Source organism: Anaeromassilibacillus sp. SJQ-5, from assembly GCF_054108045.1.
Map to the genome: position 1 here is coordinate 2,265,481 of NZ_JBPJWQ010000001.1, position 25,136 is coordinate 2,290,616.

The 25,136-nt window shown below is 62.7% G+C and carries 22 protein-coding genes; 12 read left to right on the top strand and 10 right to left on the bottom strand.

Annotated features, from left to right (window positions below; all coding sequences use genetic code 11):
- The first annotated feature begins 176 nt into the window (after positions 1-176).
- Both ACSAMM_RS09675 and ACSAMM_RS09680 read left to right on the top strand, forming a co-directional pair.
- Entirely contained in the window at positions 177-710 is a 534-nt protein-coding gene (locus tag ACSAMM_RS09675; protein ID WP_178725868.1) for a sigma-70 family RNA polymerase sigma factor, read from the top strand.
- Positions 707-2,332, top strand: coding sequence for a hypothetical protein (locus tag ACSAMM_RS09680; RefSeq protein ID WP_457791196.1), 1,626 nt, complete (start codon positions 707-709; stop codon positions 2,330-2,332). Before ACSAMM_RS09675 ends, ACSAMM_RS09680 begins: the two co-directional genes overlap by 4 nt.
- Positions 2,333-2,425: 93 nt before the next feature.
- Here the strand turns inward: ACSAMM_RS09680 and ACSAMM_RS09685 are convergent, their stop codons facing one another.
- The 3 genes from ACSAMM_RS09685 to ACSAMM_RS09695 all read right to left on the bottom strand — a co-directional run bounded on the left by ACSAMM_RS09685 (position 2,426) and on the right by ACSAMM_RS09695 (position 5,202).
- Positions 2,426-3,481, bottom strand: a complete 1,056-nt coding sequence (locus ACSAMM_RS09685; protein WP_457791197.1) for an alcohol dehydrogenase — start codon at positions 3,479-3,481, stop codon at positions 2,426-2,428.
- Positions 3,466-3,876 carry an ACT domain-containing protein gene (locus tag ACSAMM_RS09690; protein ID WP_457792173.1) on the bottom strand — a complete coding sequence of 137 codons (411 nt, stop codon included), beginning with the start codon at positions 3,874-3,876 and terminating at the stop codon, positions 3,466-3,468. The genes ACSAMM_RS09685 and ACSAMM_RS09690 overlap by 16 nt, the downstream gene beginning before the upstream one ends.
- 75 nt (positions 3,877-3,951) lie before the next feature.
- A complete protein-coding gene (locus ACSAMM_RS09695) occupies positions 3,952-5,202 on the bottom strand; it encodes an MFS transporter (protein WP_457791198.1) in 1,251 nt (416 codons plus the stop codon).
- 266 nt (positions 5,203-5,468) lie between these two features.
- Here ACSAMM_RS09695 and ACSAMM_RS09700 point away from each other — a divergent pair, with 266 nt between their 5' ends.
- Complete coding sequence (locus ACSAMM_RS09700; protein ID WP_457791199.1) at positions 5,469-6,569, top strand: radical SAM protein; 1,101 nt, start codon at positions 5,469-5,471, stop codon at positions 6,567-6,569.
- Positions 6,570-6,581: 12 nt separating this feature from the next.
- Positions 6,582-7,907: a replication-associated recombination protein A gene (locus tag ACSAMM_RS09705; protein ID WP_457791200.1), complete on the top strand. Its 1,326-nt coding sequence runs from the start codon at positions 6,582-6,584 to the stop codon at positions 7,905-7,907.
- 59 nt (positions 7,908-7,966) lie between these two features.
- Here the strand turns inward: ACSAMM_RS09705 and ilvC are convergent, their stop codons facing one another.
- From ilvC to ilvB, 3 genes are read right to left on the bottom strand one after another with little or no spacing between them, the layout of a single operon-like run.
- Positions 7,967-9,034: a ketol-acid reductoisomerase gene (gene ilvC / locus ACSAMM_RS09710; protein WP_457791201.1), complete on the bottom strand. Its 1,068-nt coding sequence runs from the start codon at positions 9,032-9,034 to the stop codon at positions 7,967-7,969.
- Positions 9,035-9,047: 13 nt separating this feature from the next.
- Positions 9,048-9,548, bottom strand: a complete 501-nt coding sequence (ilvN, locus tag ACSAMM_RS09715) for an acetolactate synthase small subunit (protein WP_178724788.1) — start codon at positions 9,546-9,548, stop codon at positions 9,048-9,050.
- A 46-nt stretch (positions 9,549-9,594) separates the two neighbouring features.
- Positions 9,595-11,217: a biosynthetic-type acetolactate synthase large subunit gene (gene ilvB, locus ACSAMM_RS09720; RefSeq protein ID WP_178724790.1), complete on the bottom strand. Its 1,623-nt coding sequence runs from the start codon at positions 11,215-11,217 to the stop codon at positions 9,595-9,597.
- Positions 11,218-11,509: 292 nt separating this feature from the next.
- On the opposite strand from ilvB, the gene vanR reads away from it, so the two are divergent.
- The 3 genes from vanR to ACSAMM_RS09735 all read left to right on the top strand — a co-directional run bounded on the left by vanR (position 11,510) and on the right by ACSAMM_RS09735 (position 14,734).
- Positions 11,510-12,193: a VanR-ABDEGLN family response regulator transcription factor gene (gene vanR / locus ACSAMM_RS09725; protein WP_457791202.1), complete on the top strand. Its 684-nt coding sequence runs from the start codon at positions 11,510-11,512 to the stop codon at positions 12,191-12,193.
- The gene (locus ACSAMM_RS09730) at positions 12,183-13,322 is read left to right on the top strand and encodes a sensor histidine kinase (RefSeq protein WP_457791203.1); all 1,140 of its coding nucleotides are present in this window, start codon (positions 12,183-12,185) and stop codon (positions 13,320-13,322) included. The genes vanR and ACSAMM_RS09730 overlap by 11 nt, the downstream gene beginning before the upstream one ends.
- Before the next feature lie 107 nt (positions 13,323-13,429).
- Entirely contained in the window at positions 13,430-14,734 is a 1,305-nt protein-coding gene (locus ACSAMM_RS09735; RefSeq protein ID WP_457791204.1) for a 5-bromo-4-chloroindolyl phosphate hydrolysis family protein, read from the top strand.
- A 147-nt stretch (positions 14,735-14,881) separates the two neighbouring features.
- Here the strand turns inward: ACSAMM_RS09735 and ACSAMM_RS09740 are convergent, their stop codons facing one another.
- Positions 14,882-15,904 carry a WCX domain-containing protein gene (locus tag ACSAMM_RS09740; RefSeq protein ID WP_178725539.1) on the bottom strand — a complete coding sequence of 341 codons (1,023 nt, stop codon included), beginning with the start codon at positions 15,902-15,904 and terminating at the stop codon, positions 14,882-14,884.
- 130 nt (positions 15,905-16,034) lie between these two features.
- Here ACSAMM_RS09740 and ACSAMM_RS09745 point away from each other — a divergent pair, with 130 nt between their 5' ends.
- The 3 genes from ACSAMM_RS09745 to ACSAMM_RS09755 are packed head-to-tail and all read left to right on the top strand — an operon-like array spanning position 16,035 to position 20,161.
- A complete protein-coding gene (locus ACSAMM_RS09745; RefSeq protein ID WP_457791205.1) occupies positions 16,035-17,333 on the top strand; it encodes an aminoacetone oxidase family FAD-binding enzyme in 1,299 nt (432 codons plus the stop codon).
- Positions 17,330-18,964 (top strand): FAD-dependent protein, encoded by a 1,635-nt coding sequence (locus tag ACSAMM_RS09750; RefSeq protein WP_457791206.1) that lies wholly within the window; start codon positions 17,330-17,332, stop codon positions 18,962-18,964. The genes ACSAMM_RS09745 and ACSAMM_RS09750 overlap by 4 nt, the downstream gene beginning before the upstream one ends.
- A gap of 57 nt (positions 18,965-19,021) precedes the next feature.
- Positions 19,022-20,161 carry a patatin-like phospholipase family protein gene (locus tag ACSAMM_RS09755; protein ID WP_457791207.1) on the top strand — a complete coding sequence of 380 codons (1,140 nt, stop codon included), beginning with the start codon at positions 19,022-19,024 and terminating at the stop codon, positions 20,159-20,161.
- A gap of 210 nt (positions 20,162-20,371) precedes the next feature.
- Here the strand turns inward: ACSAMM_RS09755 and ACSAMM_RS09760 are convergent, their stop codons facing one another.
- Positions 20,372-20,629, bottom strand: a complete 258-nt coding sequence (locus ACSAMM_RS09760; protein ID WP_178725495.1) for a sporulation transcriptional regulator SpoIIID — start codon at positions 20,627-20,629, stop codon at positions 20,372-20,374.
- Positions 20,630-20,717: 88 nt separating this feature from the next.
- Positions 20,718-21,596, bottom strand: a complete 879-nt coding sequence (locus tag ACSAMM_RS09765) for a PocR ligand-binding domain-containing protein (RefSeq protein ID WP_457791208.1) — start codon at positions 21,594-21,596, stop codon at positions 20,718-20,720.
- 145 nt (positions 21,597-21,741) lie between these two features.
- Here ACSAMM_RS09765 and ACSAMM_RS09770 point away from each other — a divergent pair, with 145 nt between their 5' ends.
- Both ACSAMM_RS09770 and ACSAMM_RS09775 read left to right on the top strand, forming a co-directional pair.
- Positions 21,742-23,511, top strand: a complete 1,770-nt coding sequence (locus ACSAMM_RS09770; RefSeq protein ID WP_457791209.1) for an L-fucose isomerase — start codon at positions 21,742-21,744, stop codon at positions 23,509-23,511.
- A 21-nt stretch (positions 23,512-23,532) separates the two neighbouring features.
- Positions 23,533-23,961 carry an RbsD/FucU family protein gene (locus tag ACSAMM_RS09775; protein WP_457791210.1) on the top strand — a complete coding sequence of 143 codons (429 nt, stop codon included), beginning with the start codon at positions 23,533-23,535 and terminating at the stop codon, positions 23,959-23,961.
- A 47-nt stretch (positions 23,962-24,008) separates the two neighbouring features.
- Here ACSAMM_RS09775 and mltG read toward each other — a convergent pair whose 3' ends face one another.
- On the bottom strand, positions 24,009-24,989 hold the full coding sequence (gene mltG, locus ACSAMM_RS09780) for an endolytic transglycosylase MltG (protein ID WP_178725502.1): 981 nt from the start codon (positions 24,987-24,989) through the stop codon (positions 24,009-24,011).
- Positions 24,990-25,136 lie beyond the last annotated feature (147 nt).

Consider the following 25,136-nt stretch of genomic DNA (forward strand, 5'->3'; position numbering starts at 1 on the left):
CCGAGATGACAAACAAAATCCACCAAATTGTGATGGAAAGTGGGGAAATCTGCAAAACAGAGGAGTCCGCTCTTTGGGTGATTCAAAAGGAGCCTAGGCAGCTTTTTGTTCAAAATTTTCCGCCCCGCCAATGATCCGGAGGGGCCGTGCTATTCATATATAGGGGGAGGGATTGCATGGGCGGTTATATCGACGAGTGGCTGGTCGATCTGCAAGGAGAGGGCGAGCAGGCCGGGCAGGCGCTGGAAAAGCTGTATCAGGAGATGTACCGGCCGGTCTTTCTGCTCGCCGCGTCCATCACGAACGACACGGCCATGGCGGAGGACGCAGCGCACGAGGTGTTTCTCACCCTTCGCAGGCAGGCGGCGCGGTACACGCCGGGAAGCAGCGGCCGGGCCTGGATTTTTTCCATCACCCGCAACGTGTCCCGCTATCTGCTGCGAACCGCCCGGGCGGAGGAGCATAAAATCCGGAGCATAGACGACGGGGCGGAATTTGAAACCTGCGTACTTGAGGACATTGTCATCGCCAAGGCCATGGCGGCGCTGAACGTCAACGAGTATAAAACCATTGTCTTACATGTGTTCGGCGGCTACAGCCTCAAGGAGATCGCCGTCCACACGGACACCCCTTACGGCACCGTCCTTTGGCGGTACCACAAGGCGCGCGGGAAGCTGGTAGCATATTACGAAGGGAGTGCTGACACATGAAACAGGAATGGTGGAAAAAGAAGCTGCGGGAAGACGCGGAGCTGCGCTTTCCGGATCACGAAAAGAATGGGAACGAGCCCTACCGGCAGCCGGATTCCGCGCAGTTCCTGCCCCGGAAAATCCAGCCGCGGACGATCGCGCAATATGGGGCGGCCACAGCGGCGGCCCTGGTGCTCCTCGCCGGCGCGGGGGTGCTGATTCACCGCAGCGGGCTGCGGGAAACGGGGATACCGTTGGAATCCGGCGGCATATCCTATGCCGCGTCCGCGCCGTCGGCGGAGGAAACGACAGCCGCCACGACGACTCAAACAACCGTTGTCCAAACCACCGTCCAAAGCCGGGAGACCACGACCGCCGCTTCGACGGCCCCTATGACAGTCACCGAGCTGTCTTTGGAGCTGGGGTTCACGACGGATTCCATCCGCGCGGAACCGTCCGCCTATGTCCAAATGGCGGACGGCGGCTATGTGCTGGTCGGGTGCACCGACGAATACGCCGACAAGCGTACACCGGGCAACGTCGGGCGCTCCGCTTTCGCGGCGCGATATGACGAGGCGGGCCAGCTGCAATTTATCCGTCTGTTCGGCGGGGACGTCTCCGAATCGTTCTACAAGGTCATCGCCACGAGGGACGGCGGGTTTGTCGCCTGTGGCAACACCGGCAGCCGGGCGGGCGGCGACTTCGACCTCTACGGGATCACCGGGGCCGAGGGCGGCTCCACCCTGGTGGTAAAATTTGACGCTCACGGGCAGGTTTTGTGGGCCCGCTCGGGCGCTTCCGTCGGGGCGGACAACATCTCCGGCTACGGGGCGAACAGCCTGCGGGAGACGGCGGACGGCCATCTTGTCGGCATGGTGGAGGCATACGGCCCGGGCGGAGAGGGGATCACACATTACCGCTTCCACTGGGACGCGGACGGGAAGCCGCTGACACAGCGGGAATACGAGCCGGTGAACGTGCCGGTGGGGTATATCCGGGACGTATGGATCGAGGAGGACGGCAGCCTGACGGGGGCTGGCGGAGGCGGAGGCGCATCCAAGAAATCGGGCGTGTATTTTCATAGCAACGCCGACGGCAGCCTGGCGTTCCAGGTGGAATTCCCGGCCATAGAGTTCGGGGGGATGCTCCCGCTCGACGACGGGCAATTCCTGCTTGTGGGGCAATTTTCCCACCGGACGAGCGCCGGCAATCTGCAGCAGACGGGGCTCAAGCCGCCGACCCAGTACCAGAGCAAAAAAAGCACCGGCGTGGCGTTCTGGAAAATGAGCGCCGATGGAAAGCTGGTCGGAGGCGACATGATCGTCGGGCTGGATGATATGGGATTCGCCCGCTATCTGCTCCCGCTGGACAGCGGGGAAGCGCTGGTGCAGGTGCATGACATGGGCAAATTCATCGATCCGCTTTCCATGAAAACCCGGCCTGAAAGCCAGGTGTACCTGTATCGGATCAATGCGCAGGGGAAGCTATCCCGTTTGTATACCTCGTCCTCCAAGCTGCTGACCGGGGTATACGACGGGCTGGACGGGCTGATCCGGCAGGAGGACGGCTCTTTGCGCGTGCTATGCCTGGAAAACACGCTGCCCGGCCGGCTCCGGATGCTGAAGCTGAAAAATTGGAACTAACGCGGCCAAAGGGAGCCGTTGAAAAATGGGCTGTTGCAAAATTTTACATTTTGCAACAGCCCATTTTTATGATACAGAGCCTGATTAGACACGCTACCGTTCATACGGCGTGACGGCCCATTTCAGGCAACCGGCCGCCTTTTGCCCAAAAACCCGGTAGCCCTCCAGGATATCGTTGAGGGGGGCACGGTGGGTCAGCAGGAAGGAGGTATCCAGCGCGCCGGCCTCAATGAGCTTCATCAGGCGCTCCCCATGGACGGCGTCCACGCCGCCGGTCTTGAAAATCAGGTTTTTCCCGTACATGGCGGGCAGGGGCAGAACCTGCTCCCGCTCATACATGGCGACCAGGGCCACCACCGCGTTGGGCCGGGCCAGCCGCCAGGCCAGCTCGAAGCTGGTCTCTCCCCCGGCGGCTTCGATAACGGCGTCGGCGCCCCGGCCAGCCGTCTGCCCGCGCACCAGGGCTTCGGTCTCCCCCAGATGCCGGGGGTTGAGGGCCAGCCGGCAGAGACCCCGCTCCCGGGCGACGCGCAGGCGGGTCTCATCGGTATCCAGGGCGATGACCTCGGCGGCGCCGAACAGGCGGGCGCAGAGCATGGCGCACAGACCGACCGGTCCCGCGCCAATGACCGCCACGGTATCCCCCGGCCGAATGGCGCACAGTTCCGCCCCAAAATAGCCGCTGGCCAGGATATCCCCAAGCAGCAGCGCCTTTTCATCGGACACGCCGTCGGGAATGGGGGTCAGGCCGCTGTCGGCGAAGGGGACACGGACATATTCCGCCTGGCAGCCGTCGATGCGGCAGCCCAGTTCCCAGCCGCCGCGTTCGCAGTTGTTGATATACCCCTGGCGGCAGAACCAGCAGTCCCCGCAGAAGGTGATGCAGTTGGCGGCCACCCGCTGGCCGGGGCGCAGGCCGTTCACCCGCTCCCCGACGGCGACGACCTCCCCGACGAACTCATGGCCCAGGACGACGCCGTCCCGCGCACTGGGCACCGCGCCGTGCAGAATATGCAGATCGCTGGTGCAGATGGTGGACAACGTGACCCGCACCAAGGCGTCCCGCCCATCCAGCAGGGCGGGGACGGGGCGTTCCTCCAAGCGGGCCTGGTTTCCCCGGCGCACCAGCGCCATCATGGTTGCGGACATATCGGCGCCTCCTCTTCCTCATAGCGGGCGGGTTCCTCCACCGGGTACCCACCCTCCCGCAGGGCGGACAGAGCGGCCGGATACTGAGCCCGGCGGACAAACAGGTAATCGGTGTTATAGGTGGAGACGGCGAACAGGCTCACCCCGCGGGCGGCCAGCAAGCCGGCAAGAGAGGAAAGGACGCCCACCAGGGAAAAATCGAGGGTGCCCCGGATCCTAAGGCCGCGCCAGCCCCGCTCGCACCGAAGGCAGTTGGCGGGCAGCCGGCTTTCCCGGCAGACGAGCGACCACTCGTCCTGCGTTCTGGCGGCAAAGCAATAGGCGTCGTCGAAATCCACCTGGGAGAAATCGGCCGTCTGGCAGACGGCGAAGGACATGGGCAGCGCTTCCAGCACCAAGGCGCTCTCCCCTTTCGCAAGTGTTACCCGTATGGTAGCATAAAACCCACCGGCGCGCAAGCCGGGAGGCGCTCAGTCCATCGCCTGCGGCGACGGCACCCGGCGCAGGATATGCCGCACGGCCAGGGCGATGACCAGCCCCATGACGGCGGCGAACAGCACCACGAGGAAGATGCGCTCTTTAAACGCCTCGAACAAAAAGCCGTACATGGCCTGGCCGATGGGCAGGGTACACACGGCGATGACCGACACGAAGGACATCACCTTGCCGATAAGATGGTCGGGGGTCTGCTGCTGGATAAAGGTCTGGGCGGAGATATTGAACAGGGTGGCGCCGGCCATACAGCCCAGCACCGACGCGAGCAGCACGCCGTAGGATACCATGGGATGGGCGTTGGACACCACCGAGGCGGCGGCGGGAAGCACCAGCAGCACCGCGGTCAGCAGGAAGCGGTATGACCGGTTGAAAGGAACCTTTTTGGCGAACACACCGGCCAGCAGGCCGCCGGCGATGGCTCCCACGCCCATGGACCCTTCCGCAAAGCCCTGGTGCTGGGAGGTCAGGCCGAGAAAAATTTTCACCATATAGGGCAGGCCCACCGTCACCATGCCGGCCAGGAAGAGGTTGAGACCGGTGATGACGAACATCAAAGGATACACCTGGGGGTTCTCTTTCGAGATAAAGTGAAAGGCGGCCTGGATGTCCCCGCCGGCGGTACGCAGCAGGCCGCCGTTTTTCTGCTGGCGGATAAAGGGGATGTGCAGGAAGATTTCCATCACCGCCGAGGTGAAGAAGCACAGGCCGCTGGCGATGAGGATGGGCATCAGGCCGAAGAAGCCGTACAAAAAGCCGCCCAGGACGGGGCCCACCAGATTCGCCAGGGCATTGACCTGAATGACCACGCTGTTGGCCTTCATCAGGTTCTCGTCCGCCGTGAGGGCTGGGATGCTGGCCTGGACGGAGGGCTGGTAAAACGACTGGATAACGCTCAGCAGCACCATCAGCAGGCCGATGATCCACAGGCTGTCGCTGACGGTGAACAACAGGGTAAAAACGGCGATCAGGCCGGCGGTGGTGAAGTCCAGAGCGACCATGATGTTCCGCCGGTTTATCCGGTCGGCGATGATGCCGCCCACCGGCGAAAGCAGGACGGTGGGAATCATGGAGACGGCCAGAATGGTGCCGAAGGCGGCGGCGGAGCCGGTGAGATCCAGCACATACATGGACAGGGCGAAGCGCAGGATGGCGTTACCGAACAGGGAAATGATCTGGCCGATGATCATCAGGCTGAAGTTCCGATGGAACAGTTTTTTCGGTTTCATAGCAGGCTCCTTCCGTGGGGATGGCATGGGGCGGACGGCGGTGTCCAGGCTCAGTTTTCATTTATATACAACCGATCGGTATGTAAAAAAGCATACCCAATTGGCGCGGCAACGTCAATGGGCCAAATCTTAGGATTTGATGAAGGGGAGATAAAGAAAAACGAGTATGCCGCGCCAGTGGGTTGGCGAACAAATTTTCGCGCAGGTCTTGCATTTCGAGGCGGACGACCGTATACTGAAAGGAGCGAAACGAAAGGAGACAGCCTATGCGCCAGTTTTCCATGTTAATAAAGCCCGCCTCCTCCCTGTGCAATATGCGATGCCGCTACTGCTTCTACCACGATGTGGCCAGCCACCGGGAGGCCTACAGCCACGGGGTGATGAAGGAACGCACCGCCCAGGCGGTCATCGACCGGGCCTTCGAGCACGTGGGGGCTGGCCCGGCGGAAATCACCTTCGGGTTCCAGGGCGGGGAGCCGGCGGTGGCGGGGCTCGACTTTTTCCGGGCCTTCACCGCCTATGTCCGGGAGAAACAGCCGGCAGGGGTGCGGGTGCGGTACGCCCTGCAGACCAACGGCACCCTGCTCACCGACGAGTGGGCGGCGTTTCTCAGCGAGCACGATTTCCTGGTGGGGGTATCCCTGGATGGCAGCCGGGAGGTGCACGATTTTCTGCGGCTGGACAAGGACGGCCGGGGGACGTACGCGGCGGTCACCCGCGGAATCCGGCGACTAGACGCGCACGGCGCGGCGTACAACATTCTGGCGGTAGTGACCCGGCAGATGGCCCGGCACCCCCGGCAGGTTTACGCCGCCCTGACCCGGGCGGGCTACCGGTATCTGCAGTTCATCCCCTGTCTGCGGCCGCTGGAAGGAGGGGATCGGCAGCCCTTCGATTTGACGCCCCGGGATTATGCGGCGTTTCTCAAACAGACCTTTGTTTTGTGGAAGGCGGACTGGGAACGGGGACAGCCGGTCAGCGTGCGGCTGTTCGACAATCTGGTGGGAATGCTGCGAGGGGATCCGCCGGGGCAGTGCGGGCTGCTGGGCCGCTGCGCCATGCAGATGGTGGTGGAGGCGGACGGGAGCGTGTATCCCTGCGATTTCTATGTGCTGGACGAATATCGCTGCGGCAGCGTCCTTACCGACAGCTTCGCCGCCATGGAGGCGAGCGGGCCGGCGCAGGCGTTTCTGTCCGCGCCCACGCCGCTCCATCCCCTGTGCGGAGACTGCAGGGCCTTCCCCCTTTGCGGCGGGGGCTGCCGGCGCACCCGGGAGTTTTTCGCCGCGGAGGACGGGTACTGCCCCTATCAGGATTTTCTGTACGCGTGCGCGGACGATTTGGCGGCCCTGGCCCGCCGCTTATAGGAGGGGATGGGCATGTTTCAGGAGTCCCTGTTCACGACGAACGAGCTCGAGCCGCTGGCCAGCCGGATGCGGCCTGAAAGCCTGGAGGACATCGCCGGACAGCAGCATCTGCTGGGAGAGGGGAAAATCCTCCGGCGGATGATCGCCTCCGACCGGCTCCCCTCCATGATATTCTGGGGGCCGCCGGGGGTGGGCAAGACCACCCTGGCCCGGGTCATCGCCAGCCAGACCCGCTCGGAGTTCATCAATTTCAGCGCGGTGTCCAGCGGCATCAAGGAGATCAAGGAGGTCATGGGCGAGGCGGAGCGCCGGCGGTTGTCCGGCGCGCGCACCATCGTGTTCGTGGATGAAATCCACCGGTTCAACAAGGCCCAGCAGGATGCCTTTCTCCCCTACGTGGAACAGGGGAGCATCATCCTCATTGGCGCCACCACCGAAAATCCCTCCTTTGAGGTCAACGCGGCCCTGCTCTCCCGGTGCAAGGTGTTCGTGCTGAACGCCCTGTCCCAGGAGGATGTGGCGGCGCTGCTGAGGCGGGCGCTGACCAGCCCGGCGGGCTTCGGGGGGCAGGCGGTGGCCATGGCGGACGAACTGGTGGACATCGTGGCCGCGTTTGCTAATGGGGACGCCCGGGTGGCGCTGAACACCCTGGAGATGGTGGTGCTCAACGGCGAGGTCGACCGGCAGGGGGATATTACCGTCACGCGGGCGGTGGTGGAGCAGTGCCTGGGGAAAAAGGCGCTGCTGTACGACAAGCGGGCGGAGGAGCACTACAACATCATCTCGGCCATCCATAAATCCCTGCGCAACAGCGATCCGGATGCGGCGCTGTACTGGACGGCCCGGATGCTGGAAGCCGGGGAGGATCCCCTGTACATCGCCCGCCGCCTGATCCGGTTCGCAAGCGAGGACATCGGCATGGCGGACAGCCGGGCGCTGGAAATCACGGTGGCGGCCTATCAGGCCTGCCATTTTCTCGGGATGCCGGAATGCAATGTGCATCTGGCCCACGCCGTCACCTATCTGGCCCTGGCCCCCAAGTCCCGGGCGGTGGACAGTGCCTATGCCGCGGCGGCGCGGGACGCGAGGGAAAGCCTGGCGGAGCCGGTGCCCATGCAAATCCGCAACGCGCCCACCGGCCTGATGAAGGAGCTGGGGTACGGGCAGGGATACCAGTTCGACCCCACGGCGGCCTACAACGTCACGGCCATGCAGTGCCTGCCGGACAGCCTGGCGGGACGGCGGTATTACCACCCGGGCCCCTTCGGGGAGGAAGCCGGGTTCGGCGAGCGGCTGGAGGGCATCCGGCGCGCCCGGGAGGAAAAGGGCCGGGAGTGACACCGGCGGAGGACGAAAAAGCGCCCGGCAACATGGCCGGGCGCTTTTTCGTTCGCGGATTATTCTTCTTCGTTCCAGCTGTAGAGCTTGCGCAGCTCCTTGCCGACGCTCTCGAGCTCATGCTCGGCATGCATGCGGCGGCAGGCGTTGAAGTGGGGACGGCCCACTTTGTTCTCATTGATCCACTTGGAGGCGAAGGTACCGTCCTGGATTTCCTCCAGGATCTTCTTCATCTCTTTTTTGGTCTCCTCGGTGACCAGGCGCTTGCCGGTCTCGTAATCGCCGAATTCGGCGGTGTCGGAGATGGAGTACCGCATCATGGAGAAGCCGCCCTTATAGATGAGGTCGACGATGAGCTTCATCTCGTGGATGCACTCGAAATACGCGTTGCGGGGATCGTAGCCGGCCTCGACCAGCGTCTCGAAGCCCGCCTGCATCAGGGCGGTCACGCCGCCGCAGAGCACGGCCTGCTCGCCGAACAGGTCGGTTTCGGTCTCGGTCTTAAAGGTGGTTTCCAGCACACCGGCACGGGCGCCGCCGATGCCCGCCGCATAGGCGAGAGCCACGTCCAGGGCGCGGCCGGAAGCATCCTGATGAATGGCCACCAGGCAGGGCACGCCCTTGCCCTCCACATACTCGCTGCGCACAGTGTGGCCGGGGCCTTTGGGGGCAATCATGAACACGTCCACATCCTTGGGGGGCTGAATCTGGCCGAAGTGGATGCTGAAGCCATGGGCAAAGGCCAGGGCCTTGCCAGCGGTCAGGTTGGGCTCGATATCCTTCTTGTACATATCGGCCTGCTTCTCGTCGTTGATGAGGATCATGATGACGTCGGCGGCCTTGGCGGCTTCGGCGGCGGTGGCGACCTTCAGGCCGGCGGCCTCGGCCTTGGCCCAGCTCTTGGAGCCGTTGTACAGGCCGACGATGACGTTGACGCCGCTCTCATGCAGGTTCAGGGCATGAGCATGGCCCTGGGAGCCATAGCCGATGATGGCCACGGTCTTGTCCTTGAGCACGCTGAGGTTGCAGTCGTTCTGGTAGTAGATTTTTGCCATAATGTACTCCTCCTGTGCCGCTTGGCGGCAAAATTTTATGTTATATATGGCGGTCTCGCAAAGGGTCGTCATATACACGGGGGACTTATTTTTTCACCGTCCGGGTGGGATCCGGGCCTTTTTCGATGGCGATGATGCCGGTGCGCACGATTTCCTTGACGCCGTAGGGACGCAGCAGGGTTTCCAGGGTTTCGGTGCGCTCGGCGGTATCGGAGAATTCCACCGTCATGGTGGTGCGGGTGGCGTCCACGATTTTAGCGCCCATCAGCTCGGTAACCCGCATGATTTCCGCCCGTTGGGAGGCGCCCACCGCTACCTTGATGAGGGAAAGGGTGCGGGGAATGTACGCGCCGGTCTCCAGAGTTTTGACCTTGATGACCGGAATGACCTTGTTGAGCTGCTTCTCCAGCTGCTCGACCACGTATTCATCCCCGTCCACCACAATGGTCATGCGGGAAATGGTGGGATCCTCGGTGACGCCCACCGCCAGGGAGTCGATATTGAAGCCGCGGCGGGAAAACAGGCCGGACACCCTGGACAGGACGCCCGGCTGGTTCTCCACCAGCACGGACATGGTGTATTTCATAGAAACGGCTGACTCCTTTCCATAGACCGGAGAATGAACGGCCCGCTTACAGGGAGGGGTACTCCGGGCTGACCTGGCAGACCAGGAGATAGGGCTTATCGTCGGCCCACATCTCCTCCAGGGCGCCGGCGGCCTCCTCGTTGGAGGAAACCGTGCGGGACCGGATGCCGTAGGCCTCCGCGATTTTGGCAAAGTCGGGGCTGCCGTCCAGATAGACGGCGGAATGCACGCCCTTATACAGATTATCCTGCAGCTCCCGCACCATGCCCAGGCGGGTGTTGCGCATGATAATAATCTTGACGCCCAGGCCCTCCTGGCAGATGGTGCCCAGCTCCATCATACTCATCTGGAAGGAGCCGTCGCCGCATACCGCGCAGACCTGACGGCCGGGGGCGGCGCTTTTGGCCCCCACGGCGCAGGGGACGGAATACCCCATGGTGCCCATGCCGCCGGAGGTGAGGAACCGGCCCTGCCGGATCTCAAAGTGGTTGGCCGACCAAATCTGGTTTTGTCCCACGTCGGCGCAGAGGATGCCGTCGGCCTCCATCCGGCGGGCCAGCGCATGCATGAAGGTCTTGGGTTCCACAAAGCCCTCCACCGGCTCGATGGCCTTGGCGGCGTAGCGTTTCTTGCGTTCGGTGACCGCTTGCACCCACTCCTGGGGAGCCTGGCAGTCGACGTGCTTGGTCAGCTCCTCCAGCACGTGCTTCAAATCGCCCACAATCGGGATATGGGCGGGCATATTCTTGCCGATCTCGGCGGGATCCACGTCGATGTGGATGACCTTGGCGCGGGTGGCCACCTGACCGGGAGCGGCCACGGCCCTGTCCCCCACCCGGGCGCCGGCCATAATGACCAAATCCGCGTCCCGGATGGCTTTATTGGCGGGGGCGCAGCCGTGGGAGCCCAGCATCCCCAGGTTGAGAGGATGGGCGGTGGGCAGCGCGCCGATGCCCATCATGGTGGAGATGGCGGGAAGATTCAGCTTTTCGATAAAAGCGCACAGCTCCTTCTGCGCGCCGGCGGAGAACACCCCGCCGCCCACGCAGATCACCGGACGCTTGCAGGTTCGCAGGGCATCCACCGCTTTTTTAATCTGGAGGGAATGGCCCTGCACCCGGGGCTTATAGCCGATGATGTCCACCGGGCGGCTGTAATCAAAGTCGGGAATGGACTTCTGCTGCATATCGATGGGCACGTCGATGAGCACCGGGCCGGGCCGACCGGTGGAGGCGATATGAAACGCCTCCTTGAAAATACGGGGAATATCCGATGCCCGGGACACGATGTAGCTGTGCTTGGTGAACGGCTCGGCGGCGCCGGTAATATCCGCCTCCTGGAACACGTCGCGGCCCAGCAGGTCGCTGCGCACCTGGCCGGTGATCACCACCAAGGGGATAGAGTCCATATAGGCCGAGGCGATGCCGGTGAGCAGATTGGTCGCGCCGGGGCCGGAGGTAGCGATGCACACCCCCACCTCCCCGGAAATGCGGGCGTAGCCGCTGGCGGCGTGGGCCGCGTTCTGCTCGGTGCGTACCAGCACATGGTGAATCGGGCTGCCCGCCAGGGCGTCGTAAAAGGGGCAGATAGCCGCGCCGGGATAGCCGAAGGCGGTCTTCACGCCCTCCAGCTCCAGGCAGCGAACCATGGCCAATGCGCCGGTCGTCATCCAAATCCGTCCTTTACCTGTTGGTTAGCCGCGCCGGAGTCCGGCAAGCCCGCTTGCCGGGCCCCCCTTTGGGGCGGCTTTGTTCTTCATTATAAGCGCCTTTTTCAAACAAGTCAAGCCCCATTTTTACTTGCTAAAGCGTAAAACTGCCAGGGCGTATGTTGACCGAAACTGGACTTCTTAACATTCTCTTACGGCGCTGGACAGGCCGGGCGCCCATGATGTATAGTAAAAGAATAAAAGAAGCCGTCCCGCCGTGGGGCGGGAATCCGAAAAAGCGGAGGCGAGAGCCATGAACATATTGGTGGTGGACGACGAGAAGGAAATCGCCGATTTGATGGAGCTGTACCTGACCAACGAGGGATTCACGGTGTACACCTGCTACACGGGGCTGGACGCGCTCAAGGCCCTGGAGGCGAAAAAAATCGATTTGGCGCTGCTGGACGTGATGCTGCCCGACATGGACGGCTTCTCCATCTGCCGGCGCATCCGGGAGGGCTACCGGTTTCCGGTGATCATGCTGACCGCCAAGGTGGAGGAGCTGGATAAGATCACCGGCCTGTCCATCGGGGCCGACGACTACATCACCAAGCCCTTCAGCCCGCTGGAGGTGGTGGCGCGGGTCAAGGCCCAGCTGCGCCGGGCCACCCGGTACAACGAGGGGGCGGAGGAAACCACGGTCATCGATTTCAACGGGCTGGTCATCAACAAGGAAACCCACACCTGCACCCTGTACGATCAGCCCCTGGTACTGACCCCCATCGAATTCAACCTGCTGTGGCTGCTGTGCGAAAACCGGGGGCGGGTGCTGTCCAGCGAGGAGCTGTTTGAAAAGGCCTGGGGCGAGAAATACTTCAATTCCAACAACACGGTGATGGTCCACATCCGGCGGCTGCGGGAAAAAATGCACGAGCCGCCCAAAAACCCACGGTTTATTAAGACGGTCTGGGGGGTGGGGTACAAAATTGAAAAGTAAAACCCTGGAACGGGCGCTGAAAAAAAGCATCATGCTCCGTTTTCTGCTGACCGCCGTCCTGGTGTCCCTCTTGTATCTGGGGCTGCTGTACCTATCCTTCACCGCCCTGCGGACGTTCCTGTCCAATCTGCTGCTGCCGCTGCTGGGCACGCAGATGTACTATTCCCTGATGGACACCAAGGTGTTCTGGCTGACCTTTGGATACGTCGTGGTGATGGGGGTGGTCATCTACCGCACCATTTCCCGCACCATCGGGTACGTCACCCCCATCGCGGAATCGGTGGACATGGTGTTCAACAAGGAGGACGCGCCCATCCTGCTGCCCAAGGAGTTGGAGGACGTGCAGTTCAAGCTCAACTCCATCAAATACAGCGCCCTGAACAGTGAACGGCTGGCCCGGGAGGCAGAGCAGCGCAAGAACGACCTGGTGGTGTATCTGGCCCACGACCTCAAGACCCCGCTGACCTCCGTCATCGGGTATGTCAGCCTGCTGCAGGAGGCCCCCGACATGCCCGCGAGCCAGCGGGCAAAATACACCGGCATCGCGCTAGAGAAGGCCTACCGGCTCGAGCAGCTGATCAACGAATTTTTTGAAATCACCCGGTTCAACCTGCAGAGCATCACCCTGGAAACCAACAAGATTCACCTGACGGTTATGCTGTACCAAATCGCCGACGAGTTCTATCCCATGCTGGCGGAAAAGGATCTGACCCTTTCCACCGAGCTGGAGGAGAATCTCATCCTGTACGCCGACGCCGACAAGCTGGCCCGGGTGATGGACAACCTGCTGCGCAACGCGGTCAACTACAGCTATCCCTCCACCGACATCCGGCTGACGGCGGCCAGAGAAGGGGACGCGGTGCGCATCATGGTGAGCAACGCGGGGGATCCCATCTCTGACGCCCAACTCAGCCGGCTGTTTGAAAAGTTTTTCCGGCTGGATTCCGCCCGGCAGAGCCGCACCGGCGGCGCGGGGCTGGGGCTGGCCATCGCCAAGCAGATCGTGGAGCTGCACCACGGCACCATCACCGCCGCGAGCAGCGCCGAACGCACCATCTTCACCGTCCGGCTGCCGGCAGCACCGCCGGATGGCCGGCCGGAGGGACAATTCGGCGGAAGTTCTAAATGATCCATTAACAGAAGGTTAAGAATCCTCGCTGGCTGTTGTGAATCCCTGCCGATTGCGTTATACTATAGCCAAAGGCCACATCATCTGATTGAATGAGGGAAATGACAATGAGCCAAAACGATTTTAATGAATTCAAGGATTTGGGCCGGCAAATCAAGGATTCGGTCATGTCCGTGGTGAATATGCAGGAATTCAACGATTTGAAAACCACCATCAAGGCCGCCACCCAGGATTTGTCGAAGGATCTCAAGTCCGCTTTCAAGACCGGCGTGCCGCCGACGGGGCCGGTGCCGCCGTCCGCGGGGTACACCGAGACGAGTGGTAACGGAAGCTACACGTACACCTATACCTACACGGATCCCTACCCACCTGCGCCGTCGCAGGCGCAGCAGCGGCCGGTGCCGCCCCAGAGGCCCGTCCCCCCGCAGCCGCCCCGGCCCCGGCCGGCCACGCCGCCCCCTCCCATGCGGGCGCAGCCGGTTATTAAGCGCAAGGATAAGCTGCCGGGCAGCGCGGCGGGCGTGCTGTTCACCGTGTTCGGCGCACTGGGCCTGGGCATCGTATTCACCGCCGTGCTGGTGATGGGGATCCTCTCCCTGGCGCTGGGCTGGGCCCAGCTGTTCACCGGCCTGGGGCTGGGCGTGTTCCTGCCCCTGCTGGTGCTGTGTATCGTCCTGCTGGGCTGCGGCAGCCGCCTGCGCGGGCGGGTGCGCCGCTGCCGGCGGTACAAGGAGGCCATGGCGGGCGAAGCCTTCCGGCCCATCGAAGAGCTGGCTTACATCACCGGCGGCACGCCCAAATTTGTCGCCAAGGATCTGCGCCGGATGATTCAGTATGGGATGCTGCCCGGCGCCCATGTGGACGACGAGGGAAAATATTTCATACTGGACGAGGAAACCTATCAGGCCTATCTGGCTGCCAAGCAGAAACAGGAGGAGCTGAAAAAGCAGGCTCCCAAGCAGGAACGCTCCGCCGAGGCCAAGGCCCTGGAGGAAGAGGCCAACCGGATCCTCCAGCAAATCCGCGACTGCAACGACGGCATTCCGGAAGAAGCCATTTCGCAGAAAATCAGCGAGATGGAAAAAACAGCGGCCGCGATATTCCATTATGTGGGCGAACATCCTCATAAGCTGCCGGAAATCCGGCGGTTCCTCAGCTACTATCTGCCTACCACCCTCAAGCTGCTGGAGGCATACAAGAAATTCAACGACCAGCCCATGCCCACCGAGCAGCAGCAGGAAACCAAGAAGGAAATCGAGGACGCGCTGGACACTGTCAACAAAGCGTTCGTCAACCTGCTGGACAGCCTGATGCAGGAGGAACGCATGGACGTGTCCGCCGATATATCGGTCATGAAAGCCATGATGGAGCAGGAAGGTCTGACCGGCAGCAAACCGGGCAGCGGCTCCTAAACTGGCAAACACCCCCTGATGTAGGAAAACAGACTACATCAGGGGGTGTTCCTGTGTCCAAAAGAAAGTATACACACATTAAGGCAGTTGAAGAAGAAACACTTGCAAGGAAAGCAGCAGGGAAAAGTCGTTATGTACGTCAGCTTGTCACCGGCCCTCGGTTTCCGTGTATTGCTTCATCACACTGGCCAGCTGCTCCCGCATGGTATCCGCCACCGCGGCGGGTGAAACGATGCGGGCGCCGCCGCCGAAGCTGAACACCCAGGACAGGAACTGAGGGCTGACGGCCACCCTCACCCGCACCTGGAAGGTATCCGCGTCCTCCCGGCGGATGGGTACATCCTCTCCGAAGCGGTCGAGCACCACGCCCAGCAGCCGGTTCTCAAACCGGAGGGTCACGGTCTGCTCATTGCCGCCGAACATACCGAAAACCTGGCGGGTATACACGGCCATATCGAAATGCTCAAAGTGCTCTTGGCCGTCCCGGGGTTCGTCCGTCAGGGCGATGCCCAGCATTTTATCCACCCGGTAATGCTTGATAAGCCCCGCCTCGGAATCGAAGCCGATCATATAATACCGCTCGTCCGCCCAGCAGAGGGACCAGGGACTGACCCGGTAGGTTTTCCCCTGCCGGCGGAACTGCTTTTCATAGCCGCCCGCTGCCCCGTCCCGGAAGGCCCAATCGAGATACCGATAGGTGATGCACCGGTTGGCGGCGATGGCCTCGTAGATTTTGTCCACGTTGATGTAGATGCTTTCGTTCATGGTCTTGACCCGGTTGGCGACAAACACCTGCCGCTGCAGCTGCTGCGCCTGGTACCGGCTTGCGAAGCCCTCTACCTTCTGAATAAGCTGGTTGGACTTTTTATGGGTGATGAAGCGGGAGGACTGCACCGCGTCCACCAGCAGCTTGAGCTCGGGGAGTTCGAAGGTGCGGGCCCCCACATAATACACCACCTTCCCGCTTTCCTTGCGCTTGACGATGTCCAGGCCGAAGTCGGCCAGCGTCTGCAAATCGGAATACACGCTTTTGCGTTCGGCGGCGACGCCCTCCTCCTCCAGCAGGGCGATAAGCTCCGGCACCGTCAAACCGTGATCCTCATCGGTGCGCTCCAGCAGGATGCGCTGCAGAAGAAGGGGTTTCATCTTCTGATTGGGGGATTTGGGCATACGGCTGCCTCCTTATAGGTTGTTACTGCATATTATACACCATTTCCAATTCTTGTAAAGAAAAACCCGATTGTCAAATCCGGCAGGTCTTGGTATACTGGAGGAACCATAAAGGAAAGGCGGGAGCGCGGTGAGCGTGGAACCCCTGTACGATGCCATAGTGGTCGGCGGCGGCGCGGCCGGACTGACGGCGGCGGTGTGCCTTGCCCGGGAGGCGGGACGGCGGCGGAAAACCGCGGCCATCCTGCTCGTTGAAAAAGGGCCCCGAGTGGGGAAAAAGCTGCTGGCCACCGGCAACGGCACCTGCAACCTCTCCAACCTGCGGACGCAGGAGAGCCGGTACCATGGGGCGGACCCGGCCTTTGTCCGGCCGGCGCTGGCCGCCTGTACCCCCGCCGACGCTATGGCGTTTTTCGCCTCCATCGGGGTGGAATGCGCGGCGCGGGAAGACGGAAAAGTCTATCCGCTGCCCGCCCAGGCGGCGGCGGTGCTGGACTGCCTGCGGCTGGAGGCAGCGGCGCTGGGCGTGGAGGAGCGCTGCGGCGCGGCGGTGCGGGATATTCGGCCGGAGGGCGGGGACTTCCTTCTCACCCTGCCGGATGGGCAGGTACGGGCCCGCCGGGTGCTGGTCTGCTGCGGCGGCGCGGCTTCCCCCTCCCTCGGCGGCTCCGCTGACGGCTACGGCCTGTTGACGGCGCTGGGACATGGAAAGGCCCCGGTTTTCCCTTCCATTGTACAAATACGAACCGACACCGCCTTTGTCAAGGCGCTCAAGGGTGTGCGGGTGGACGGGACGGCGGCCTTGCGGCTGGACGGCCGGCGGCTGGCGGCGGAGGCCGGCGAAATCCTCTTCACCGAATACGGCTTGTCCGGCCCGGCGGTGATGCAGATTTCCCGTCACGCGGCGGCATGGGAGCAGGAGGGCCGGCCGGGCCGGCTGGAAGCCGAGCTGGATCTGCTCCCCACTCTGTCGTGGGAAGCGCTGGCCGACCGGCTTGCGCAGCGGCGGAAACTGCCGGGGCGGCGGCTGGAGGATTATTTCACCGGGCTGCTGCAAAAGCGGCTGGGCCAGACGGTGCTGCGGGCTGCCGGCTGCGGGCCGCTGACGAATCCGGCGGCGTCGCTGACCGACAAGGACGTCCGCCGGCTCGCCTCCCTCGTCAAAGGGTGGCGCATCGCGGTCACCGGCACCCAGGGTCTGGCCGCCGCCCAAGTGACGGCGGGCGGTATTCTGACCAAGGATTTCGATCCCGCCACCCTGGAATCCCGCCGGATCAAGGGGCTGTACGCGGCGGGCGAGGTGCTGGATATCGACGGCGACTGCGGCGGGTTCAACCTGCAATGGGCCTGGGCGTCAGCCTTCGCGGCGGCCAGGGCAATGGCCGCGGGGCTTTGGGACTGCGTGAAAGAAAGGGGACGGGGTATATGATACGTATTACCGGCATCCGGATGCCGCTGACCTACACCGACGAACGGCTGCGGCGGGCGGCGGCCGCGGTTTTGAAGATTTCGCCCGCCGCTCTGCGCACCCTCCGGGTGGCCAAACGGGCGGTGGACGCCCGCCAAAAAGAGGATGTGCATTTCAGCATCTCTGTCGACGTGACGGTGGCGGAGGAAGAAGCCGCCGTAGTCAGCCGGGCGGGCAGCAGCCGCGTTAGCGTCGTGCGGCCGCTTATCTACGCGCCCTCCCGGTTCCCTCGGGCGGCCGATCCGCGCCCTGTGGTGGTGGGCAGCGGGCCGGCGGGCCTGTTCGCCGCCCTGACCCTGGCGCGGGCGGGGCTGCGCCCCCTGCTGCTGGAGCGGGGCCGAGACGTGGACGCCCGGCAGCGGGACGTGGAGCGATTTCGCGCCACAGGCGTATTGGACACCGCTTCTAACGTCCAGTTCGGCGAAGGGGGCGCGGGCACCTTTTCGGACGGCAAGCTAAGCACCGGCATCAAGGATATCCGCTGCCGGTTCGTGCTGGAGGAGCTGGCCCGGGCGGGGGATCCCGCCGCCGATCCCGATGATATCCTCTGGCAGGCCAAACCTCACATCGGCACCGATCGCCTGCGCCGCACCGTCAAGGGCCTGCGGCAGGAGATTGAGCGCCTGGGCGGCACGGTTCACTTCGGCTGGCAGGCGGTGGATCTGCATATCGAGGCCGGAGCGCTGCGGGGCATCGCGGTCAATACGCCGGATGGGCGGAAGGATCTCGACTGCGACCGCCTGATCCTGGCCATCGGTCACAGCGCCCGGGACACGCTGGAGATGCTCTGCCGGCGGGGCGTGCCGATGGAGCAGAAGCCCTTTGCCGTGGGGGTGCGCATTGAGCATCCCCGCGCCCTCATCGATCGCAGCCAATACGGCCGTTTCGCCGGGCATCCGGCCCTGGGCGCGGCGGATTACAAGCTGTCCTGCCGGCCTTTGGGCGGGCGGGGCGTCTATACCTTCTGCATGTGCCCCGGCGGGGTGGTGATGGCCGCCGCCTCCGAAGAGGGCGGCCTGGTGGTCAACGGCATGAGCGAGCACGCCCGCGACGCCGTCAACTCCAACAGCGCGCTGCTGGTCGGGGTGGGGCCGGAGGACTTTGGCTCGGCCCACCCCCTGGCGGGCGCGGCCTTTCAGCGGAAGATCGAGCAGGCAGCCTTTGCGCTGGGCGGCGGAGGCTACCGCGCCCCCATTCAGCTGGTGGCGGATTTTCTGCGCGATCAAAAGTCGGCGTCTCTCGGCGAGGTGGAACCCAGCTACCGCCCGGGCGTGACCTTCGCGGATTTGCGGGACTGCCTGCCGGCTCCGGTAGCGCTCTCCCTCAAAGCGGCCCTGCCGGCTTTCGGGCGGCAGCTGGCGGGCTTCGACCGGCCGGACGCGGTGTTGACCGGTGTGGAATCCCGCTCCTCCTCGCCGGTGCGGCTGCTGCGGGACGACAGCGGCCAGTCGGCGGTGCACGGCCTGTTCCCCTGCGGGGAAGGCGCGGGCTATGCGGGAGGCATCGTGTCCGCCGCGGTGGACGGCGTGAGGGCGGCGGAGCAGGTGATGCGCAGCCTGCTGGGCGGGGAATTGCCAAATCCTTGCGGTTGAACCGGCCGTTCTTCCTGTTGTAGAATAGAAGGAAAGACGCATTCGACAGGAGGCATCATGGAAAATTACGGGCTGGTACTGGCGGGCGGCGGCTGCAAGGGCGTGTATCAAATCGGCGTGTGGCGGGCGCTGCGGGAGATGGGCGTGTCCATCACGGCGGTGGTCGGCACCTCGGTAGGGGCGATGAACGGCGCGCTGGTGGCGCTGGATCGCTATGACGAGGCGGTGACGCTGTGGCTGGACATGAGCATCGAAAAGGGCTTCGCCCTGCCCGAGCCCCTGCGGGTGCCGGACAACCTGTTCCATGTGAAAAACGCGGACATTGTGGTCAAGGAGCTGTTCCGCAGCCGGGGATTGGACATGTCCCCCCTGCGCCGCCGGTTCGAGGAGCTGGTGACCGAGGACGCGCTGCGGGCTTCCCCGGTGGAATACGGGTTAGTCACCTTTGAGGTGACTAGGCGGCAGGGGCGGCACCTCTACCGCGACCAGATTCCCAAGGGCCAGCTCATCGACTACATCATGGCTTCCTCGGCCTATCCGGGGATCCAGCGTCCCGCCATCGGCGGCAAAACCTTCCTGGACGGCGGTCTCATCGACAACTTGCCGGTCAAGATGCTGCTGCGCCGCCATCCCGATCACGTCGTGGTGGTGGACATCGGGGACACCGGTCTGCCGAGAGGCCTGCCGTCGGATTTGGATTTGATCTACATCAAGCCGGCGCAGCGGCTGGGTACGGCCTTCGCATACCAGCCGGGAGACGCCGCCAAGAAGATGAAGCTGGGCTGGTTCGACGGCCGCAAGGCCTTCGGCCGGCTGGCCGGAAAATGGCTGTATTTTCTTCCGGACGAGTACCGGCGGCTGCGGGACAATCTGGGGGAGGAGACGGTGAAGGGCCTGGAAATTGCTGCCCGTCTCTACGGCTTGGAGCAGCTGGAGGAACGGCTGGCCCTGCCCTTTGCGCGAGAACTGCTGGAACGGGATCAAGCGGCGGCTCTCCGCCTCCGGGATCAGGCCGGGCGGACGGACTTCCCCTTTCTTCTCTCCCAGCCCGCAGAGCTGCAGCTTCAGGTCATCCGCCGGCAGGCCGATGAGGGCCATCTGCGGTTCCGCCCCCTGGCGCAGCGGCTGTTTCCGGATACGCTCCGGGCCGCCGACGCGCTGGCCCGCCTGCGGCGGTATATGGAAGGGGAGGATTAGCTTGAAGGAGGAGAAGACGCCCGATAACGCGCCGGCCGCGGGCCATGCCTGCCCCTGCAAACGGACGAAATGCCCCCGCCTCGGAAACTGCGGGGCATGCCGGGCCCATCACGAAGGAAAAAAGCACCCGCCCGCCTGCGACCGCGTGTCTAAACAGCCCCGGACATAAAAAAGCCGCCCTTCCATTTCGGAAAAGGGCGGTTTTCTCTTTTATTCTTCCTCGTCGTGCCGGTATTTTTCTCGGGTGGCCAGGCCGCCGCGGATATGCCGCTGCGCTTTATTGATGTCCAGTACGCTGCGCACCCGCACATAAAGTTGGGGATTAACCACCCGCAGGCGGTCGGAAACGTCCTTATGTACCGTACTTTTGCTTATATGAAACTTCTTGGCGGCGGCGCGCACCGTCGCGTTATTTTCAATAATGTATTCGCCCAACTCGATGGCTCTACCTTCAACGGCTCCCTTCACACTATCACCTCATCCGAAAATCATAGTAGATAGTATGCGGGAAAACGGGGCAATATGCCGACCCGAAAACCGAATTCCTCTCAGGCGTCTATTTTTCGCCTTCCGGCGACGGGAGCGTCCCCTCCCGCACGGCGGCCCGGTACCGGCGGGGGGACATCTGCGTCTCCCGACGGAACAGCCGCGAGAAATAGTTATAATCGGCGATCCCCACCTGGGCAGCCACCTCCGCCACCGGCAGATCGGTCCCGGCCAGCAGCCGCTTGGCCTGGGTCAGCCGCCCCTCTAGCGCCAGCGCTCCCACGGTTTTACCGCTGTTCTCCCGGGCTGTGCGGCAGAGAGTGGCCACGCTGACCGACAGCGCGTCGGCCATATCCTGCAACGTGAACGGCGCGGTCAGATGCTGGGCAATATATGACTGCATCCCTTCCCACAAATCCTGCCGCCCCTTCATCAGCTGCTCGAGCCGGATGTAGCCCACGCAGGCCGCCAAGATGTGAGAGGAGGCCTCGATATAGGCAGCAGACATCCGCCGCACCCGGTGAAACGCCTGGCGCAGCATGGCGGTGTCGGGAAATAAATCCGCGCATCGGCGGCGGGTGTCCTCCCATTGTCCCGGCAAATCCTCGTCGTACAGCAGCTGGCCATACATCAGATATCCGGCCGGCCTCCCCCCCTCCTCCTGCAGGGGAACGCATACCTCCAGCAGCCCGGCGTGGCACCGATAGACCACCGGCCGGCCGGTGCGCTTCGCCTCCCGCATGCCGTGGTTGTCGCATTCCCGACACCGCCGCTCGCCCTTTTCGCTGCTGCGCAGCCAGCTGCACAAGGCACAATGCGGCTCCGGATAGGCCATCAGCATATGAAAATCGGCGTCGAATACCCCGATGCGCTGTCCCGTCACCGCGTAATAGTCCATGAGAAGACGACGCAGCTTTTCGTTGTTCTCCCCCTGCCATGGCTGTTTCATCCCATTCCTCCAACCATCAAAATACTAAAGTAAATGATAAGATTATGCTAATTTCTTTTAGTATTCTACTATAAATCCCGGAATAAATCCAGTATAATTCAGACAGTTGGCAGTATTCCCGCAATCGACATGACAGAAAGGACGGATGAATTTGAAAACCACGGTCAAAATCGGCATTCGGCCCGTCATTGACGGCCGCTGGGGCGGCATCCGCGAAGGGCTGGAGGAGCAGACCATGGGCATGGCCCTGGCCGCCAAGGAGCTTATCGAAAGCCGGCTGCGGCATCCCGACGGCCACAAGGTGGAGTGCGTCATCGCCGACGGTACCATCGGCGGCGGTGAGGAAGCCGCGGCCTGCGCCGAGAAATTCAAGAACAACAACGTTGCGGTGACCCTGAGCGTCACCCCCTGCTGGTGCTACGGCAGCGAGACCATGGATCTCGACCCCCTGACCATCAAGGCGGTCTGGGGCTTCAACGGCACCGAACGGCCCGGCGCGGTGTATCTGGCCGCCGTCATGGCCGCCCACGCCCAGCGCGGCCTGCCGGCCTTCAGCATCTACGGCCACGATGTGCAGGACATGAACGACACCACCATTCCCGCCGATGTGCAGGAGAAAATTCTCCGCTTTGCCAAAGCGGCCGTCGCGGTGGCCTCCATGCGCAACAAAGCCTACGTGGGCATCGGCTCGGTGGCCATGGGTATCGCCGGCTCCTTCCTCAACCCGGACTTGATGCAGAAGTATTTCGGCATCCGCGCCGAGTGGGTGGACATGAGCGAAATCCTCCGCCGCATCGACCTGGGCATCTACGACCACGAGGAATACGAGAAGGCCCTGGCCTGGACCAAGGCCAACTGCAAGCCCGGGGACGACAACAACGAGCGGCCTCATACGCCGGAGCAGAAGGAAGCGGAATGGGAATTCGTCTGCAAGATGACCATCATCTGCCGCGACATTATGAAGGGTAACCCCAAGCTCGGCGAAATGGGCTTCCACGAGGAGGCGCTGGGCCGCAACGCCATCGTGGGCGGCTTCCAGGGGCAGCGGCAGTGGACCGACTACAAGCCTAACGGCGACTTCATGGAGGCTATCCTCAACTCCAGCTTCGACTGGAACGGCATCCGGGAGGCCATGACCTTCGCCACCGAAAACGACACCCTCAACGGCATGGCCATGCTGTTCCTCCATCTGCTGACCAACCAGGCCACCGTGTTCTCTGACGTGCGTACCTACTGGAGCCCCGAGGCCGTCAAGCGGGTCACCGGCTGGACGCCGGTAAACGGCGCGGAAAACGGCTTCATGCATCTCATCAACTCGGGCGCGTCGGCCCTGGACGGCTCTGGCCGGGAAACGGGCGCCGACGGCAAGGCGGCCATGAAGCCCTTCTGGGACATCACCGAGGCGGACGCGAACGCCTGCCTGGAGGCTACCCGCTGGGCGGCGGCCAATCTGGGCTACTTCCGGGGCGGCGGGTTCTCCTCCCAGTTCAGCACCACCGGCGCCATGCCGGTAACCATGGCCCGCCTGAACATGGTGGAAGGCATCGGCCCAGTGCTGCAAATCGCCGAAGGCTATACCGTCGACCTGCCCGACGAAGTGAACAAGACGCTGCTGGATCGGACGGATCCCACCTGGCCCTCCACCTGGTTCGCTCCCATTCTCACTGGAAAGGGCGCGTTCACCGACGTGTATGCCGTCATGGCCAACTGGGGCGCCAACCATGGGGCCTGGACCTACGGCCACGTGGGCGCGGATCTTATCACCATGGCCAGCATGATGCGTATCCCGGTCTCCATGCACAACGTGCCGGAGGAGAAAATTTACCGGCCCCACAGCTGGACGGCCTTCGGCACCATGGACAAGGAGGGCGCCGATTATCGCGCCTGCGCGGCCTACGGCCCGCTGTACCGCTGACAGGCGGGGAGGAGCGCGCTTATGCTTAAGGGTATTCCCTCTCTCCTGTCCCCCGAGCTGCTGAAAATCCTGATGGAGATGGGGCACGGGGATGAAATCGTCATCGGCGACGGCAATTTTCCGGCCGCCTCCTGTGCGCAGCGGCTGGTGCGCTGCGACGGCCACGGCGTACCGGAGGTGCTGGAGGCGATTTTGCAGCTGATGCCGCTGGACCCTTATGTGGAACAGCCGCTGGCCCTGATGGATCTCTCCGGCGGGGACACGGAAATTCCGCCGATCTGGCAGGTATACGCCGACACGGCCGCCCGGTACGAACCGGATCACTATGCCTTCGAAAAAATGGAACGGTTCGCTTTCTATGAACGGGCCAAAAAGGCCTATGCCATTGTGGCGACCGGCGAAAGCGCCATTTACGCCAACATCATCCTGAAAAAGGGCGTCGTGAAATAAGGCAAAAAGGAAGCAGGCACCGAGGTGTCTGCTTCCTTTTTGTATATCTAAGAGGCGGCCCGCAGGCCGGCTTTTATCTCATTTTGCTGATGTTCCTCGTAGGTGTCGGCGTAATAGTAGACGCCGGTTTTCTTGTCGGAGCAGAAAAACAGGTAGCTGGCCTCCGTGGGAGACAGGGCTGCCTGGATAGCGTTCATGCCGGGATTGCAGATGGGGGTGGCGGGCAGCCCCGTGCATTTATAGGTATTGTTGTTATTGCGGAAAGCGTCCCACTTGTTCGGATCCGTAAAGCCCTTGACCGCCCCCTCCAGATAGGTGATGGTGGAATCCAGCTCCAGTTTCCAATTTTTCTGCATACGATTATGGATCACGGCGGAGATGTTGTTCATTTCCGCAGGCTTCGCCCCCTCCTTCTCAATTAGGGACGCGATGATCACAATTTGATCCATGGTCAGGCCCATGGCCTTGGCCTTATTCTGGATAGCCGCCGTATATTTTTCCTTGCTGCCCCGCAGCATCCGGCCGATGGCGTCCTCCGGCTTGTCGTTTTTATAGAACTCATAGGTGCTGGGGAACAAGTATCCCTCCAGCTTGTAGCAGCGGTTGGGATCCGAGGGGATTTGCGCCACCAGAGGGTAATCCTTGGCGAAATTATAGGTTTCCGCCGTTTTCAACAGATCATTGAATGAAGCCACGCCCTTGCTTTCCAGAAGCAAAAAGGTCTTGGCCAGGGTGTAGCCCTCCGGAATGGTGACCTTTATAGTCCGCGGCTCGGTGGTGGTAGCGGCCGTTGTGGTGGCGGCAGTCGTCGGCTTCAGAGGCGTTTTCGTCCGGCTGGCGGTCGGTTCCTGACGCGCGGCGGTCGTCGTCTCGGGTGCGGTCCCGGTCGTCGATGCCGTTGTGACGGCGGAGCCGGTTCCGCTGGCGGCGGGCGCCGCCGAGGAGGCGGGCGTGTCATCCTTGGGCCGGCAGGCAGACAGGGACAAAACAAGCAGGGCCGAAAGGCCCGCGCAAACGCGTTTTATCATTGAGGAATCCTCCTTCGGTAAGGGATGAAGCAATCTAACTAGTATGCTTCCCATTATACGCAGAATCCTGCGAAATGCAAGGCGTTTTTGTGGATCTGTTCATTTAGAACCGGATTCTTAAGAATTCAATTGGAAATCCTTACAAAA

Bases quoted from the DNA above. Each gene is read 5' to 3' on its own strand.
- ACSAMM_RS09675 (WP_178725868.1), top strand. From the start codon at position 177: ATGGGCGGTTATATCGACGAGTGGCTGGTCGATCTGCAAGGAGAGGGC.
- ACSAMM_RS09680 (WP_457791196.1), top strand. From the start codon at position 707: ATGAAACAGGAATGGTGGAAAAAGAAGCTGCGGGAAGACGCGGAGCTG.
- ACSAMM_RS09685 (WP_457791197.1), bottom strand. From the start codon at position 3,481: ATGTCCGCAACCATGATGGCGCTGGTGCGCCGGGGAAACCAGGCCCGC.
- ACSAMM_RS09695 (WP_457791198.1), bottom strand. From the start codon at position 5,202: ATGAAACCGAAAAAACTGTTCCATCGGAACTTCAGCCTGATGATCATC.
- ACSAMM_RS09700 (WP_457791199.1), top strand. From the start codon at position 5,469: ATGCGCCAGTTTTCCATGTTAATAAAGCCCGCCTCCTCCCTGTGCAAT.
- ACSAMM_RS09705 (WP_457791200.1), top strand. From the start codon at position 6,582: ATGTTTCAGGAGTCCCTGTTCACGACGAACGAGCTCGAGCCGCTGGCC.
- ilvC (WP_457791201.1), bottom strand. From the start codon at position 9,034: ATGACGACCCTTTGCGAGACCGCCATATATAACATAAAATTTTGCCGC.
- ilvN (WP_178724788.1), bottom strand. From the start codon at position 9,548: ATGAAATACACCATGTCCGTGCTGGTGGAGAACCAGCCGGGCGTCCTG.
- ilvB (WP_178724790.1), bottom strand. From the start codon at position 11,217: ATGACGACCGGCGCATTGGCCATGGTTCGCTGCCTGGAGCTGGAGGGC.
- vanR (WP_457791202.1), top strand. From the start codon at position 11,510: ATGAACATATTGGTGGTGGACGACGAGAAGGAAATCGCCGATTTGATG.
- ACSAMM_RS09735 (WP_457791204.1), top strand. From the start codon at position 13,430: ATGAGCCAAAACGATTTTAATGAATTCAAGGATTTGGGCCGGCAAATC.
- ACSAMM_RS09740 (WP_178725539.1), bottom strand. From the start codon at position 15,904: ATGCCCAAATCCCCCAATCAGAAGATGAAACCCCTTCTTCTGCAGCGC.
- ACSAMM_RS09750 (WP_457791206.1), top strand. From the start codon at position 17,330: ATGATACGTATTACCGGCATCCGGATGCCGCTGACCTACACCGACGAA.
- ACSAMM_RS09755 (WP_457791207.1), top strand. From the start codon at position 19,022: ATGGAAAATTACGGGCTGGTACTGGCGGGCGGCGGCTGCAAGGGCGTG.
- ACSAMM_RS09765 (WP_457791208.1), bottom strand. From the start codon at position 21,596: ATGAAACAGCCATGGCAGGGGGAGAACAACGAAAAGCTGCGTCGTCTT.
- ACSAMM_RS09770 (WP_457791209.1), top strand. From the start codon at position 21,742: ATGAATTTGAAAACCACGGTCAAAATCGGCATTCGGCCCGTCATTGAC.
- ACSAMM_RS09775 (WP_457791210.1), top strand. From the start codon at position 23,533: ATGCTTAAGGGTATTCCCTCTCTCCTGTCCCCCGAGCTGCTGAAAATC.
- mltG (WP_178725502.1), bottom strand. From the start codon at position 24,989: ATGATAAAACGCGTTTGCGCGGGCCTTTCGGCCCTGCTTGTTTTGTCC.